The following is a 15,232-nucleotide window of genomic DNA, read 5'->3' on the forward strand; positions in this document are numbered from 1 at the left end:
ATGCATATAATAATTCTTGTTCTTCATTTTAAACATAGTTCTGTGCGTCTAACAGAGCACCCTGTCATTACAGAGGTCTGGCAGCGATAGCGGAGAGGACACACCTGTTCCCATGCCGAACACAGCAGTTAAGCTCTCCAGCGCCGATGGTAGTTGGGGCCTTGCCCCTGCGAGAGTAGGACGCCGCCAGGCTTATTTGTATATATATCTTTAATTGATATTTTCAGATTATTCCACAGTAGCTCAGTGGTAGAGCTATCGGCTGTTAACCGATCGGTCGCAGGTTCGAATCCTGCCTGTGGAGCCATTTGCTTCCATAGCTCAGTCGGTAGAGCGCTTCCATGGTAAGGAAGAGGTCGCCGGTTCGAGTCCGGCTGGAAGCTTTGATGCAGCAGCCTAGACCCTTATTAATCAAGGGCTTGAGCTGCTTTTTATTTTACGCATTAACTGGGAGTAAGACCATCACCCTTAAACGTGGATAACTCACAAATAAACAGCCCAGCTGATAATAACGCGACGTCCTGCCGCATTATCGACACTAGCACGTCCTGTGCAAGGGAGAGGATAATTATGACAAGCTTTCCGATACTTATATTGATTGCAGTTGTTGTAACGATTATGGAAGTATTTGTGGCTGTTTATCTTATAAAAAAGCACAAAATGAAACTATGGCAATCTCTTTACACATCACTGCCGGTTATTGTGATTGTCTGGGTTGCTGCCATTATATATTCTTGAAGAGGTTATTCAAAAAGTCCGGTAAAAAAGACACATCGAATTTCTTCGTTGGCTTGCTTTTCCGTTCCTTGGAAAAGAAGATCACTTTTCCTGCGTGCGATGCGGATTCAGGGGGGGCATTCCTTATGCTCATGTATTATATTGCATACATTCCGCTACTCAAAGCTGCGCCGCCTTAAACTTCTCGGTCCTTTTTATCCTCCTTTTGAACGCGCACTTGAAGAGGTTGTTCTAAAAAGTCCAGTGAAAATGACATACCGAAAGAGTTGCAGCTGAAGCAGCTTTTAGTAGCTTCTTTTGCGATCTTTTAAACCGGGAAGATATGAACTGGGCAATTCCAGACTGTTTTCCGGTCAGCCTAAAGACATAACTGGATACATTTATTGTTTTATGCCTGCCCGTGTGCTGTATACTAGATACTGCAGAAAGAAAACAATAAACGCTAAAATACATAGATTGACGTAATACCAGACTCCATTGCCAAGCAAATCCAGGGGAGTGCTGGCTGCTGGTGTGTGCGAGAGATACAAATAATTAGAACCTAAAAGAGGATTGACAAAGAAACCTATGATAGCGGCATATATCAGTAAATAGACATAGGATTTAATAAAAGACGGAAATGGTATCGTTACATGATTTGTTATGACTAAAAATACACCGGTCCACGAAATAGCGATATGATGAATAAAGAACTTCAAAAACCGGTAGTGTGGGAAGTCATAAGGTAGTTCGGGTGTGACTAAAGCTAAAAATGCAGGGATAAGTCCAAAGAAAAATGTGATCTGAATGAATTGCTTATTATGGGTGAGCAGGGAGATTGCGCCTGTTATGCCCGCAATGCCGCATAGATGCAGAAACATATGCTCACTCAAGCTCCAAATGCCGTTGAGTGCTGTGTATAGCTGGTAGCTTATTTCGGATAAAATGAGGAGGGTGAAGAGACTCCAACGAATGAATTGATAAATAGATGGTTTACTCAGTATTTTTTTGGTAAACAACATTAAAATGGTAAGACCAATAATGTAAACGAGCAGTGTGGTTATGTGACTGAAACCGAATGCTGTAAAAGGCGAGCCACTTTGTTCCAGAAATATGGATGCCATTGTTTTAGTCATCCTTTCATTAGTGATGTGATTTTTTTGATTATGGTTTAATATAATTGTAAAGTAAAATATTCGTACCGGAAATAATTTTTTTGTATTATCCTCTTTACAAAAATGGACAAACTGTATATAATAATACTCGTCGGTGAACGCAAGAATACATATTGGCTTTTTTCATGTTCAGTGGCCCGTTGGTCAAGTGGTTAAGACACCGCCCTTTCACGGCGGTAACACGGGTTCGAATCCCGTACGGGTCACCATTTCCTTTTAAGGATTGCATGGAGATATGTTAAATTTGCGATGTTTTGCCGTAATACATGGATTAGCACGTCCTGTGTATTGGAGGATTAGCTCAGCCGGGAGAGCACTTGCCTTACAAGCAAGGGGTCGCAGGTTCGAACCCTGCATCCTCCACCATTATTTCCACCTCCAACATGTATAAAAATCCCGAAAGCTAAACAGACTATTTAAAGTATGCCGGCCTAGCTCAACTGGCAGAGCAAGCCGCTAACAACACAGATTAAGCTACCAAGTGCAGGCTTGCGAGGAGTGCGGCATCAATGAACTAGCGTGCAACACGACGAGCGGTTTAATCAAAAGAAAACAGTACAAGTAAATGAATCACTATCTATATGCCGGCCTAGCTCAACTGGCAGAGCAACTGACTTGTAATCAGTAGGTTGGGGGTTCAAGTCCTCTGGCCGGCACCATTTATTTAATTTTGATGTATAAATTCTTAAGAAATCAGTTATAATAACTACGGAGGGGTAGCGAAGTGGCTAAACGCGGCGGACTGTAAATCCGCTCCCTCAGGGTTCGGGAGTTCGAATCTCTCCCCCTCCACCATATGTTACATTGGGCTATAGCCAAGCGGTAAGGCATCGGGTTTTGATCCCGTGATTCCCAGGTTCGAATCCTGGTAGCCCAGTCTTTTTTTATTTGGTCTGCTTTTCAGTAAATGCTGCCTGTACGTTAAACGATTGTCAGGTCTGTCTGATGCAACAGACCATCAGGTGATCCACTCTATAATAGACCAAATGCCCAACAGGAGCCATTAGCTCAGCTGGCAGAGCATCTGACTTTTAATCAGAGGGTCGGAGGTTCGAATCCTCCATGGCTCATCAAAGAAGATATGTCGGATTCTCACCTCTCGGTTCCCCTTGTTTCTGATTAGGATTAAAGGAAACAAGGACTAGCTAGGGGCGGCGGAATCCTCCAAATCTCATCGATATTAAAAAATGCTAGCGGAAATCCATAACACATATTATAATGGAAAATAAACAAGGTCGTTATGATTGCCAACAGCCTTGTTTATTTGCATTTTATGCTGTTTTTTTACATAATAGACACAGTTGAATCATAAACAAATCGTGTTTATTGCCGTATAATAAGTTGGTAAAAGGATGAGATGGCATGCAGACTTCCAGGATTCCTGGCTTTTATAATATGACCGTTGAACAGCGGCGGGAATTGCTTGCGAAAATGGAGAGTTTTACGGAAGAGGACACAGCGTATCTATTCTCCAAAGAAGCGTTGTCAACGGATACCGCTGATAACATGATAGAAAATGTTGTGGGTACATTCCCGCTTCCTCTGGGACTAGGACTGAACTTTTTGATTAATGACAAGGATTTCGTTGTGCCGATGGCGATTGAGGAACCATCAGTTGTTGCCTCTGCAAGTCATATTGCCAAAATTGTCAGGAATGCAGGCGGGTTCACAACGGAGGCGACTGATCGTGTCATGATTGGCCAGATCCAAGTAGTCGGATGCCAGGATTTTTATATAGCGAAAGAAGCTATTTTACATGAAAAAGATAATTTGATTAATGCTGTGAATGCTGCATACCCTAGTTTAGTGAACAGGGGTGGTGGTGCAGAGGATTTGGATGTCAGAATCCTGAATGAAGAGCCGGGTTCGAAGTATAGTCAAATGCTCGTCCTCCATATATATATTAATACGTGTGATGCCATGGGAGCGAATATCATTAATACGATGGTTGAGTCCCTGGCTCCAACAGTTGAGGAATTAACAGGCGGAAAAGTCTATTTACGAATTCTTTCCAACTACCCGGATCGTTGTCTTGCACGCGCGCGCTGTGTTATACCAACTGATTTGCTTGGGTCGGAAGAGTTTTCCGGCGAAGAGGTGCGGGATGGTGTCATTCATGCGTATGAATTCGCGGCATCTGATCCGTATCGTGCAGTGACGCATAACAAAGGTATTATGAACGGAATTGACCCGGTTGTGATTGCAACAGGCAATGACTGGCGTGCAGTGGAAGCTGGAGCCCATGCACATGCGGCACGTAATGGCCGGTATACCTCCATGACAGAATGGTCCAAGGATGACGAGGGCAATCTAATTGGTGAACTGGAACTGCCAATGTCAGTTGGGACGGTAGGTGGATCGATTCGTGTTCACCCGATATCCAGCATTGCTCATAAACTTTTAAATGTTGATTCAGCACAGGAACTTGCGCAAGTTATTGTAGCTGTTGGACTTGCCCAAAACCTCGGGGCATTAAAGGCTTTAGCAACAGACGGAATCCAGAAGGGGCATATGGCTTTGCATTCCAGATCCGTAGCCATTGCAGCAGGAGCCACAGGGGAGATGATAGATGTGATATCGCAACGTTTGATTCAAGAAAATGAAATCCGTGTCGGAAAAGCTAAAGAATTGGTGGAAGAGTATAAAAAATGAGTGCAGAAAAAGCGACAACTTCCGTACAAACAGCTATTGGTGTAGCTCATAGTAAATTAATCCTTATCGGGGAACATGCGGTTGTACACGGACAGCCGGCAATTGCACTCCCTTTTCCTTTAGTAGGAGTGGAGGCAGTCGTTGATTATGTTCCAGGTTCGGTGAAGATGGACAGTACGTTCTATCATGGACCGATTGCATCAGCTCCTGAGTCGCTGGATGGGTTGGCGAATTGTATACGAGCCACGTTGAGAAAGCTTGATTTACCATGCGAAGACTTGCTGATTCGCATTAAATCTTCCATACCACCCGGAAAAGGTCTTGGGTCCAGTGCATCGGTAGCAATCGCAGTCATACGATCCCTTTTCGCTTATGCGGATCGGGAATATACGGAGGAAGATATTCTTGAATTGGCCGACATTTCGGAACGGTATGCCCATGGGGAGCCCAGTGGAATTGATACACTGACCATTACATCTGAGCTTCCGGTCTGGTATGAAAAAGAACAGCCGATTGATCGGATAGAACCTCAAGGTGATTTTCACTTTATCGTTGCAGACTCAGGCCGGATGGGCGATACACGTCTGGCTGTTGAATCCGTAGGCAAGCTGATTAAATCTGCACCGAAACGAATTCAATCAAAGTTAGAGCGGCTTGGGGATATTACACACCGTGCCAGGAGTGCTTTGGAAAGTGCGAGCAAGAACCTGCTTGGCCAGATGCTGAACGAAGCACAGAAGGAACTGGAGGCACTTGGTGTAAGTGATGCCGGTCTGAACAGGCTGATTTATTTTGCCCGTCAGGAGGGGGCACTTGGCGCCAAATTAACAGGAGGCGGCAATGGCGGCTGTGTGATTGCACTGGCCCGCAATGAGGTGCACTCCAGACAGCTTTGCGAAAAACTGAAGAAATTTGGGGCACACGCTGTATGGTCTTTCGCACTGAATAAAAAGACGGACTAGATGGAATGGAAAAAGGGAGTCGTAAACATGAAGACAACAGCTAAAGCCCATACGAATATTGCCTTAATTAAATATTGGGGAAAACGGGATGAGTCGCTCATACTTCCAATGAATAACAGCCTGTCATTGACATTGGATGGCTTTTATACAGAAACAACTGTTGAGTTCCATGATGATTGGACAGAGGATGTTTTCTATTTGAATGATGAAGCAGTTTCCGGCGGTGAACGTAACCGAGTTGTATCATTTCTGGACCGGATACGGAAAAAGGCGGGCAAAGAAGGTACTTATGCGGAAATTCATTCGGTTAACCATGTGCCGACTGCTGCCGGATTTGCATCATCTGCTTCAGGCTTTGCTGCATTGGCCGCGGCTGCAGCAAGGGCACTTGGCCTGGAGTGCAGCAATCAGGAATTATCCGCGCTGACTAGACAAGGTTCAGGCTCCGCGTGCCGTTCGGTTTATGGTGGTTTTGTCGAGTGGGAAAAAGGGACAAGGGCGGATGGATCTGATTCATATGCTGTCCAGGTAACTCCTCCAGACCATTGGGACATTAGAGTGGCCGCTGCTGTTCTGTCTTCGGACGCCAAAAAGGTACTGAGCAGGGAAGGGATGAAGCGCACAGTGGACACATCCCCTTTTTATCCGAGCTGGGTGGAAAGCATCCCGGCTGACCTTGCCGCGATAAAAGATGGAATTATGCGGAAGGACTTTGAGAAAGTCGGGTCGATAGCCGAGGCCAACTGTCTGCGGATGCATGCAACAACATTGGCGGCCGATCCGCCATTTATGTACTGGCAGAATACAACACTCCTGATTATGGAAGCTGTACGGGCATTAAGGGCTGACGGGGTACCGGCTTACTTCACGATTGATGCCGGACCGAATGTCAAGGTCCTTTACTTGCCGGAATATGAGGAAATAGTACGGCAAAAGCTCCGTTCCATTCCGGGCGTCCATGATGTCATTATGAGTAAAGCTGGACAGGGAGTAACCTGCATGTAGGAGTTGAACGTCTTGCCTAATTCAACATTAAAAGTACGCGTCCCCGGCAAGCTGATGATTGCGGGGGAGTTTGCTGTGCTTGAGCCTTATCAGAAACTGGCCGTCATGGCAGTTGACCGCTTTGTTTATGCGAGGCTGGAAGAAAGTGATGAGAACCGCCTTTCCCTTGAAACCTTTGATCTGTACGGATTGGCCTGGACGTATGAAGCGGGGGCTGTCCGTATTAAAACTGATGACACCCGCGTGCAATTTGTCGAAAATGCGATGTCCGTTGTTTATACATATTTACGGGAAAACAACTATACGCCGCTCAACTTTCACCTGTCGATCCGCAGTGAATTGGATGACGCTTCCGGCCGCAAATATGGTCTCGGCTCAAGTGCTGCAGCTGTCACCTCTGCTGTTTTTGCAATGCTTGCCAGGTTTCTTCCTGAAAAGCCACCGGAAACATTGGTTTTTAAGTTAGCTGCCGTTTCCCATGTCATTACGCAAGGGAGTGGTTCCGGCGCTGATGTAGCTGCGTCTTCCTATGGGGGATGGCTGGAGTATTCTTCTTTTCAGGCCGATTGGCTAAAGGAAGCATATAAGTCTTCAGCGAGCATCACAGAACTTGTGCAAAACGATTGGCCATATTTCTCGGTCGAACCTGCACAATTGCCGGAAGATAGTTATATGTGCATTGGCTGGACCGGCTCACCGGCGTCAACGTCTGAGCTAGTCGGGAAAATCTCCATGCTCAAAACATCTTCTCCCGAGTTGTATAACGATTTTTTAACTGGCAGCAAACAGGCGGTAACTATCTTTTTACAGGGGCTTAACACAGGGGATTCAGCATCAGTTTTAGAAGGTATCAGACAAAACAGGAGAGCCTTGAAGGTACTTGGCAGGAATGCAAATGTTGCGATCGAAACCCCGAGGCTCACTGCACTATGTGACCTTGCGGAGGCATACGGTGGCGCGGGAAAGCCATCTGGTGCTGGCGGCGGCGACTGCGGAATTGCTTTCATGCCTTCAAGGGAAAGAGCGGACCAGTTGATGGAGGCATGGAAACGAGAAGGAATTCAGCCGCTGGAAATGCGTCCGTGCATGACTGGTGCTTCCATCATATAGCAGGCAATGCCTCATGCGGCATGCCTGCTTTTTTAATTGCCGGAATTCTTCATTGGTTATCATATCAGATGCCACCTAAGTAAATATTGCATATATATTCAGTTTTTTGTCGAGTTGAGTCATTGCTTCCTTTTTGGCTACAATAAAGCTGAGGGGAGGCAATTAAAATGAAGCAAAATATGTCGATTATTGGTGTCCCAATGGATCTTGGCCAAAACAGGCGCGGTGTGGATATGGGTCCGAGTGCCATACGGTATGCCGGTGTTACCGAACGGCTGGAAAACTTGCAGTATCATATTTCGGATTTGGGCAATGTTCCGGTTTCCCGTCCGGACGGGAAGAACGAAGTACAGGATGGAAATTTGCGGAATTTGCAGCAAGTCGCCGAAAGTAACCAGAAACTTGCTGAACTGGTAGACCAGGAAATGGAGAAAGGCAGCTTTCCATTGGTGCTTGGTGGGGATCACAGTATTGCAATCGGCAGTCTGGCAGGTGTGGCTAAGCATCATGAAAACCTTGGTGTTATCTGGTACGACGCACATGGCGATCTTAATTCAGGTGACACATCACCATCGGGAAACATACATGGGATGCCACTTGCAGTCAGTCTTGGTATTGGTCATGAAAAGCTTACAACAATTCTTGATTACACGCCTAAGGTCAAACCTGAAAATGTTGTTATAATTGGTGCGCGTTCACTCGATCCGGGTGAAAGAGAATTAATCCAGGAAAAAGGAATGAACGTCTATTCGATGCATGAAATTGATCGAATGGGGATGTCTCAAGTGATGAACGAGGCAATTGAGTACTTGCGGGAGCGAACGGATGGTGTTCATTTGAGTCTTGATTTGGATGGACTGGATCCGGAAGAAGCACCTGGTGTAGGGACGCCAGTAATTGGCGGTTTGTCGTACCGTGAGAGTCATTTAGCAATGGAAATGCTGGCTGAATCGGAAATTCTTACATCAGCAGAGTTTGTGGAAGTAAATCCAATCCTGGATGATAAAAATAAAACAGCCACCATGGCAGTCGGTTTGATAGGAACACTGTTTGGTGAGAAACTGAAGTAAACAAAAAAGATAGTCTGTTAAAAGGCATCCATCCATATGATTGGGTGTCTTTTGTGCTGTCTATTTCTATATCGGGCTGAGGTTATTATGAAAGGACATCGAATTCCCCCAATGTCTTGTCTTTCATTTGTTCTTTTTCTTCATTTGTTGCCTCAGGCATTCTGGTATTGATTCAATAGCTCGTCTAATCGTTGGCTGGATTGAATAACTGCCTGTGAAGTCAGTCCATATTGGCTGCTCATGTTCAACATTTCTTTCCGGCATTGTTCAATCTTTTTCAATAATATTGAATTTTTATCCACAAATGCCCCTCCTATCTAGTATACTATACTAAGAAAATTCCCGTTTTATTGGAGAACTAAACGATTCTTTTATTTTTTGAAACCTTTTACGGTGTTATTCCGTATGGTTAATACCGCATGGTTAGCGGAGGTACATAAGATGGACTGGATTATTAGAGAAAAAGTAAAGCAGGTCAAAAAAGGGGACCAGGCCGCATTTGAAGCTATAGTCAGTTTTTATCAGCATAAGATTTTTCAGCATTGCTACCGGATGCTGGGGAACAGGTATGAAGCGGAAGATATCGCACAGGAGACATTTATCCGCGTGTATGTTAATATCCATTCGTTTGATGAAAACCGGAAATTCCCGACATGGCTGTACCGCATTGCAACGAATTTGACCATAGACCGTATGCGCAAGCGAAAGCCTGACTATTATCTGGATGCTGAGATTAAAGGGGCAGACGGCCTGACACTATATTCACAGCTTGCGGCGGGTAATCGGCTCCCCGAGGAGGAAGTACAGGGGATGGAACTTCAGGAAGTTATTCACCGGGCAATCGCCGGACTTCCACCGAAATATCGCAGCATTATCATCTTAAAGTATTTGGAAGAGTTTTCACTCCAGGAAATCAGTGAAATTACAGACGTTCCGCTCGGTACCGTGAAGACACGAATTCATCGAGGGCGCGAAGCATTGCGAAAGAAGCTTCGCCATGTGTAAAGGGGTGTGATCAGCTTGAATTGCAGCAAAGAATCAGTGGGACTCATGCATAAATATTTAGATGGAGATATAACTAGGCAGGAAGAAGAGCAGTTACGTATCCATTTGCAAGGCTGTGAGCTCTGCCAGAAACACTTCCATGAGTTAAAACGCGCGGTTACACTCGTCCAGAGTACAGAGCAGGTCACGGCGCCTGCCGATTTTACAACTAAAGTGATGCAGCGCTTACCGGAAGAAAAGAAACGCATGGGGTATTTGCGCTGGTTTAAGACACATCCTGCATTGACAGCGGCGGCCATCTTCGTGATTCTTATGTTTGGCGGCGTGCTCTCCGCATGGAATGAGAACAATTCATTGGTTGTGTCTAAACAGGAAAATCTGGTTATTCGTGGTGATACGGTTATTGTGCCAGAAGGTGAAACCGTGGAAGGGGAACTGATTGTCAAAAATGGCAATCTAAGAATTGACGGAACGGTTGACGGGAATGTCGTCTTGGTTAATGGTGAATTAATAACAGACGAGGCGAGTAACGGATCAGGGCTCATGGCTTCCGCGGGTGAAGTGAATGGCGAACTGAAACAAGTGGATGCGCTATTTGAATGGATGTGGTTTCACTTGAAAGACATCATAAAAAGTATTTTTTCATTGAAACAAATTTGGATTACCCCCTTAAAACAATAGAATCATGAACAAAGGCCTGGAGATGATCCGGGTTTTTTTGTGAATGGATCCCATCGCGAATGCTTTAACACTTCATTTTTTACGCTTATTATAAAACATGATACAATAATAAATATGTTATAATGAAAACGACTGCGAAGATCGTACAGTTTACTGTACATATGTGCGGAAGGAAGTGTGAACGTGCTTGATGGGGGATTTCTGGACCTGCTTCGAATCGGCGTAGACATAGCTCTCGTCTGGTATGTTTTGTATAAGTTAATTATGCTGATCAGAGGCACCAAGGCAATTCAGCTGTTGAAAGGGATTGTCGTGGTTTTGCTTGTCTGGGCTTTCAGCATCGTATTCGAACTCCATACGATTCAATATATTACAAACCAAGTCATTAAATGGGGTTTTGTTGTCATTATTATATTATTCCAGCCCGAACTCAGAAGGGCACTGGAACAGCTTGGCCGGGGGAACATTTTCTCGCGAAGTTCCAGCTCTGAGGAGGAAGTGCTGGAGCAGAAAGTGGAAGCGATTGTTCAATCATGCCAATACATGGCTAAGCGGCGAATTGGTGCACTGATCTCCATCGAGCGTGAAACCGGGATTGATGATTATGCTGAGACAGGAATTCCGATAGGCGGTAAATTGACCCATCAGTTGCTGACAAATATCTTTACGCCCAATACGCCGCTTCATGATGGGGCCGTTATTATCAAAGAGGAGGAAATTTCAGCGGCTGCCTGCTACCTGCCATTGTCTGAAAGCCCGTTCATTTCAAAAGAGCTGGGTACCAGACACCGGGCAGCAATGGGTATCAGCGAAGTCACCGATGCTATTACAATTGTTGTATCGGAGGAGACAGGAGGCATATCCTGTACCGAAAACGGTGAGATGAAGCGGGATCTTGATCAGGAAGGCCTGCGCCATTACCTCCGGGAAAAACTGTCCTTGTCATTAAGAACCTCTGAATCCAAGTCACGCCATCAGAGGGGGGAAAAGAATGGATAATTGGTTTAAAAGTCCATGGTTTGTTCGTGCTATTTCCCTGGCTTTTGCTGTTGCATTGTATGTGTTTGTGCAGGTAGAGATGGATCAGTACCAAAATGAATCCCGACTGCTCCCGAACACAAACGCGGATATTCAGACGATTGAGAATGTCCCGGTTAATATACGGATTAACGAGGAGAAATATGTTGTCAGCGGAGTGCCTGAGTTTGCTGCAGTTTCACTTGAAGGTTCAACAGGTACATTGACAGCTACAGCTCGAAATCAGAACTTTGACATCTATGTAGATTTGGAAGGATTGGATCCAGGTACGCATACGGTTGAGTTGAAGCATACCGGTATACCCAAAGAATTGAACGTCTATATTGAGCCGAAGACGATTGAGGTGACAATAGAAGAACGGGCATCGAAGGACTTTGCGATAGCTGTTGATTATATTAATAGAAATAAGCTTCCAGAGGGATATCAGATTGACAGTTCACAAACGGAGCCGAAACAGGTAACGGTCACAAGCTCCAAAGAAGTGATTGATCAGATTGCCATTGTGAAGGCATTTGTGGATGTTGCAGAAGCCGACGAGTCCATTGACAGCCGTGAAGTACCTGTGAAAGTATACGACGCCAGAGGAAATGAGCTGAACGCCCGCGTAGAGCCGCCAAGTGTGAATGTCTCCGTTCAGATCAGTAATCCAAGCAAAACGGTTCCACTGAGTGTGGAGACGGCTGGTGAATTACAGGATGGGTATTCATTGGGCTCCATATCTGCTAACATAGATGAAGTGGAAGTGTTCGCAACAAGTAAAATACTTCAGAATATAAAGGAAGTATCAACCGAAAAGATAAACTTGGCTGATATAACAGAATCAGGGACGATAGAAGCTGGACTGGCTCTGCCGGATGGTGCAAATGTTCCGGGAAAAGATTCGGTTGAGGTGACAGTCGAACTGGAACGGACGAAAACATTTGAAAATATTCCAATCAGCACGGAAAACCTTAATGATGGACAAGATATAACATTTATCAACCCGAATGGTCCGGAAATGGACATTACTGTAACAGGCAGTCAAAACAGTGTCAGTGAAGTTTCTAAAGATGATTTTCGTATCACCCTGGATGCCGCGGGGCTGGAAAATGGTGAGCATGAGGTTTCTATTTCCGTGGATGGACCTGAAGATGTAGACATAAAAAGTGAATTTGAACAAGTGACAATTGAAATTTCGCAGTGATGCAATAGTGGAACTTTGTACAGTCAATGCTCGTAAGCATGGTGAAACGGAAGTAAAGGAGAGGTACAACATGGGAAAGTATTTTGGAACAGATGGTGTTAGAGGTGTAGCTAATACCGAATTGACATCAGAATTGGCGTATAAGTTAGGTCGATTCGGTGGTTATGCCCTGACGAAAGGTGCTGAAAAACCAAAGGTACTGGTTGGACGGGATCCTCGGGTGTCCGGCCACATGCTGGAGGGAGCACTTGTTGCTGGCCTGCTGTCCATAGGTGCGGAAGTGATGCGTCTCGGAGTTATTTCCACGCCCGGCGTTGCGTACTTGACAAGAGCAACGAATTCAGAAGCGGGTGTCATGATATCTGCCTCCCATAACCCGGTCGAAGATAACGGTATTAAATTTTTTGGTCCTGACGGTTTTAAATTAACAGATGAAGAGGAAAACGAAATCGAGCAGCTAATGGATGCAGGGGATAACCTGCCCCGGCCGTCCGGTGCCGATATTGGTGTGGTTAACGATTACTTTGAGGGTGGACAAAAGTATCTCTCCTTCCTGAAAGATTCCATTGACAACGATTTTGAAGGACTGGAAATTGCATTGGACTGTGCACATGGTTCGACCTCTAGTCTGGCAGCACATTTGTTTGCTGACCTCGAGGCGGAAATCCACTCGATTGGTGCATCACCGAATGGGTTGAACATTAATGATGGTGTCGGTTCAACACAGCCTGAAGCATTGCAGAAATTTGTACGGGAAAAAGGTGCTGATGCAGGTCTTGCCTTCGATGGGGACGGTGATCGTCTGATTGCTGTTGATGAAAAAGGAGCGATTGTTGACGGCGATCAGATTATGTATATTTGCGGCAAACATATGAATCAAAAAGGCTTGCTCCGTCATCAAACTGTTGTTTCCACTGTTATGAGCAACCTTGGATTTTATAAAGCACTCGAAGAAAATGGCATGCGCAGTGATAAAACAGCTGTAGGTGACCGGTATGTAATGGAGGAAATGAGAAAAGGCGGGTATAATCTCGGTGGCGAGCAATCCGGTCACGTCATTTTCCTCGATTACAACACAACTGGTGACGGGATGTTGACGGCCCTGCAGCTGGTTAATGTGATGAAGGAAACAGGGAAGCCACTGTCTGAGCTAGCGGGAGAAATGGATATATACCCGCAAGTGCTACAAAATGTGCGGGTTATCGATAAGCATAAGGCCATGACAAACCAAAAGATTCAGGAAGCGATTGATGACGTGGAGGCTGAAATGGGCGGGGAAGGTCGCGTGCTTGTGCGTCCATCTGGAACAGAGCCGCTAGTACGTGTCATGGTTGAAGCCCCAACGAAAGAGGATTGTGAAAAATACGCTTCCAAGGTGGCCACAGTGATAGATGAACTGCTCGGAATGAAAGATGAATAAGGTGAAAAGGCTTCTCCCTAAGTGGGAGGAGTTTTTTATATCCGGATTTTTCTCTAGAGAAACTCTTTTGCCTCATAGTGATTTCCTTGCATACTGTCTACTTTCCTAAGAGGCTGCAACAAGGTTGCTATAGACTCAGATGATTCCAGTTTGTTACTATAAAGAAACTGTTTATGCTACTGCCTGAAGGTCAAGGCTAATGGGAGTATGGAAGCAGGAATTTTGGGGGTAGGGTCATGGATCAGGAACAACGCAACCGTAAGGCACAATTTGCATCATGGGTGGGCATTGTCGGCAACCTGTTATTGGCTGCCATAAAAGGGGCAGCTGGGCTGGTGTCTGGGAGCCGGGCCCTGATTGCTGATGCTGCCCATTCCGCTTCGGATGTCGTCAGCTCGATTGCTGTTCTTGCCGGAATACGTTATGCGAATAAGCCGCCTGATAAAGAGCATCCGTACGGGCATGGGAAAGCGGAGAATATTGCTGCGATCATTGTTTCTATATTGCTCATTCTGGCAGGACTTGAAATTGCCTGGACATCTGTAAAAGTATTTTGGGGTGAAAAGCCTTCTGCACCAACAGGAATCGCGCTGATAGCCGTAATTATTTCCATAGTTTCTAAAGAGATGCTATACCAATATAAATACCGGCTTGGAAGACGGATCAACAGTCCGGCATTGGTAACAGACGCCTGGCATCATCGCTCTGATGCTTTATCTTCGCTTGGTGTTCTGGTTGGCGTTGGCGGGGCGATGATTGGGGAGCGGATTGGCTGGAGTCAGCTGGTATATTTTGATCCCGTCGCTGGTATTGTTGTTGCACTGCTTATCATAGGTCTTGGCTACAAAATGGCACGGGAATCGATTGATTTAGTGCTGGAAAATGTATTAGATGATGATGAAAGCAATCGGTTTATCCTGACGGCAAAGAGTGTATCAGGCGTGAAGCAGGTGGATGAAATACGGGCGAGAGTTCACGGGGCCTATGTGGTCGTTGACCTTAAAATCAGTGTGGATGCCGATCTTGACGTCAAAAAAGCACACCATATTTCTAAGAATGTTAAAAATAAACTGATGCAGGAACATGGGGATGTCAATGACGTTCTGGTCCATATTAACCCATATTCCCCTGGCTGATCCCAGTTTGGTATAATGCCAGCCAAACTCCCCCTTTCTATGTCTGTGCAGGTTCTTAGAATTTGTAGTATAATTATT

General features: G+C 45.4%; 14 protein-coding genes, 8 tRNA genes and 1 rRNA gene. 21 read left to right on the plus strand and 2 right to left on the minus strand.

Going from position 1 to position 15,232, the window contains the following annotated elements; translation table 11 throughout:
- The first annotated feature begins 76 nt into the window (after positions 1-76).
- From rrf to ACFSUO_RS02730, 4 genes are all read left to right on the plus strand, one after another.
- Positions 77-192: ribosomal RNA gene (gene rrf, locus ACFSUO_RS02715) — 5S ribosomal RNA — on the plus strand.
- A 40-nt stretch (positions 193-232) separates the two neighbouring features.
- A tRNA-Asn gene (locus tag ACFSUO_RS02720) sits at positions 233-307 on the plus strand.
- 3 nt (positions 308-310) lie between these two features.
- Positions 311-383: transfer RNA gene (locus tag ACFSUO_RS02725), tRNA-Thr, on the plus strand.
- Between the two features lie 187 nt (positions 384-570).
- On the plus strand, positions 571-738 hold the full coding sequence (locus tag ACFSUO_RS02730) for a hypothetical protein (RefSeq protein ID WP_382390846.1): 168 nt from the start codon (positions 571-573) through the stop codon (positions 736-738).
- A 380-nt stretch (positions 739-1,118) separates the two neighbouring features.
- Here ACFSUO_RS02730 and ACFSUO_RS02735 read toward each other — a convergent pair whose 3' ends face one another.
- Positions 1,119-1,841, minus strand: coding sequence for a YwaF family protein (locus ACFSUO_RS02735; protein ID WP_382390848.1), 723 nt, complete (start codon positions 1,839-1,841; stop codon positions 1,119-1,121).
- Between the two features lie 185 nt (positions 1,842-2,026).
- Here ACFSUO_RS02735 and ACFSUO_RS02740 point away from each other — a divergent pair.
- The 11 genes from ACFSUO_RS02740 (at position 2,027) to rocF (ending at position 8,691) form a co-directional block, all read left to right on the plus strand.
- Positions 2,027-2,101, plus strand: a tRNA-Glu gene (locus ACFSUO_RS02740).
- Positions 2,102-2,182: 81 nt separating this feature from the next.
- Positions 2,183-2,258: transfer RNA gene (locus tag ACFSUO_RS02745), tRNA-Val, on the plus strand.
- A 217-nt stretch (positions 2,259-2,475) separates the two neighbouring features.
- Positions 2,476-2,551 (plus strand) — tRNA-Thr (locus tag ACFSUO_RS02750).
- A 51-nt stretch (positions 2,552-2,602) separates the two neighbouring features.
- Positions 2,603-2,687, plus strand: a tRNA-Tyr gene (locus ACFSUO_RS02755).
- A 10-nt stretch (positions 2,688-2,697) separates the two neighbouring features.
- Positions 2,698-2,769: transfer RNA gene (locus ACFSUO_RS02760), tRNA-Gln, on the plus strand.
- 120 nt (positions 2,770-2,889) lie between these two features.
- Positions 2,890-2,962: transfer RNA gene (locus ACFSUO_RS02765), tRNA-Lys, on the plus strand.
- 292 nt (positions 2,963-3,254) lie between these two features.
- Complete coding sequence (locus tag ACFSUO_RS02770; protein WP_382390850.1) at positions 3,255-4,544, plus strand: hydroxymethylglutaryl-CoA reductase, degradative; 1,290 nt, start codon at positions 3,255-3,257, stop codon at positions 4,542-4,544.
- Positions 4,541-5,506: a mevalonate kinase gene (gene mvk / locus ACFSUO_RS02775; protein WP_382390852.1), complete on the plus strand. Its 966-nt coding sequence runs from the start codon at positions 4,541-4,543 to the stop codon at positions 5,504-5,506. Before ACFSUO_RS02770 ends, mvk begins: the two co-directional genes overlap by 4 nt.
- A gap of 27 nt (positions 5,507-5,533) precedes the next feature.
- Complete coding sequence (gene mvaD, locus ACFSUO_RS02780; RefSeq protein WP_382390854.1) at positions 5,534-6,511, plus strand: diphosphomevalonate decarboxylase; 978 nt, start codon at positions 5,534-5,536, stop codon at positions 6,509-6,511.
- A 12-nt stretch (positions 6,512-6,523) separates the two neighbouring features.
- The gene (locus tag ACFSUO_RS02785; protein ID WP_382390856.1) at positions 6,524-7,621 is read left to right on the plus strand and encodes a phosphomevalonate kinase; all 1,098 of its coding nucleotides are present in this window, start codon (positions 6,524-6,526) and stop codon (positions 7,619-7,621) included.
- A 167-nt stretch (positions 7,622-7,788) separates the two neighbouring features.
- A complete protein-coding gene (gene rocF, locus ACFSUO_RS02790; protein ID WP_382390858.1) occupies positions 7,789-8,691 on the plus strand; it encodes an arginase in 903 nt (300 codons plus the stop codon).
- Positions 8,692-8,843: 152 nt separating this feature from the next.
- On the opposite strand, the gene ACFSUO_RS02795 is transcribed toward rocF, so the two are convergent.
- Entirely contained in the window at positions 8,844-8,993 is a 150-nt protein-coding gene (locus ACFSUO_RS02795; RefSeq protein ID WP_382390860.1) for an aspartyl-phosphate phosphatase Spo0E family protein, read from the minus strand.
- 139 nt (positions 8,994-9,132) lie between these two features.
- On the opposite strand from ACFSUO_RS02795, the gene sigW reads away from it, so the two are divergent.
- The 6 genes from sigW to ACFSUO_RS02825 all read left to right on the plus strand — a co-directional run bounded on the left by sigW (position 9,133) and on the right by ACFSUO_RS02825 (position 15,154).
- Entirely contained in the window at positions 9,133-9,696 is a 564-nt protein-coding gene (gene sigW / locus ACFSUO_RS02800; RefSeq protein WP_382390862.1) for an RNA polymerase sigma factor SigW, read from the plus strand.
- Positions 9,697-9,702: 6 nt separating this feature from the next.
- Positions 9,703-10,377 (plus strand): zf-HC2 domain-containing protein, encoded by a 675-nt coding sequence (locus ACFSUO_RS02805; protein WP_382390864.1) that lies wholly within the window; start codon positions 9,703-9,705, stop codon positions 10,375-10,377.
- 183 nt (positions 10,378-10,560) lie between these two features.
- Complete coding sequence (cdaA, locus tag ACFSUO_RS02810; protein WP_382390866.1) at positions 10,561-11,376, plus strand: diadenylate cyclase CdaA; 816 nt, start codon at positions 10,561-10,563, stop codon at positions 11,374-11,376.
- Positions 11,369-12,598, plus strand: coding sequence for a CdaR family protein (locus ACFSUO_RS02815; RefSeq protein WP_382390868.1), 1,230 nt, complete (start codon positions 11,369-11,371; stop codon positions 12,596-12,598). Before cdaA ends, ACFSUO_RS02815 begins: the two co-directional genes overlap by 8 nt.
- 70 nt (positions 12,599-12,668) lie before the next feature.
- Positions 12,669-14,018 (plus strand): phosphoglucosamine mutase, encoded by a 1,350-nt coding sequence (glmM, locus tag ACFSUO_RS02820; RefSeq protein ID WP_382390870.1) that lies wholly within the window; start codon positions 12,669-12,671, stop codon positions 14,016-14,018.
- 236 nt (positions 14,019-14,254) lie between these two features.
- The gene (locus ACFSUO_RS02825) at positions 14,255-15,154 is read left to right on the plus strand and encodes a cation diffusion facilitator family transporter (RefSeq protein ID WP_382390872.1); all 900 of its coding nucleotides are present in this window, start codon (positions 14,255-14,257) and stop codon (positions 15,152-15,154) included.
- Positions 15,155-15,232: the final 78 nt, after the last annotated feature.

Origin of the sequence: Lentibacillus juripiscarius (genome assembly GCF_042685205.1) — a bacterium.
Classification (GTDB): domain Bacteria; phylum Bacillota; class Bacilli; order Bacillales; family Amphibacillaceae; genus Lentibacillus; species Lentibacillus juripiscarius.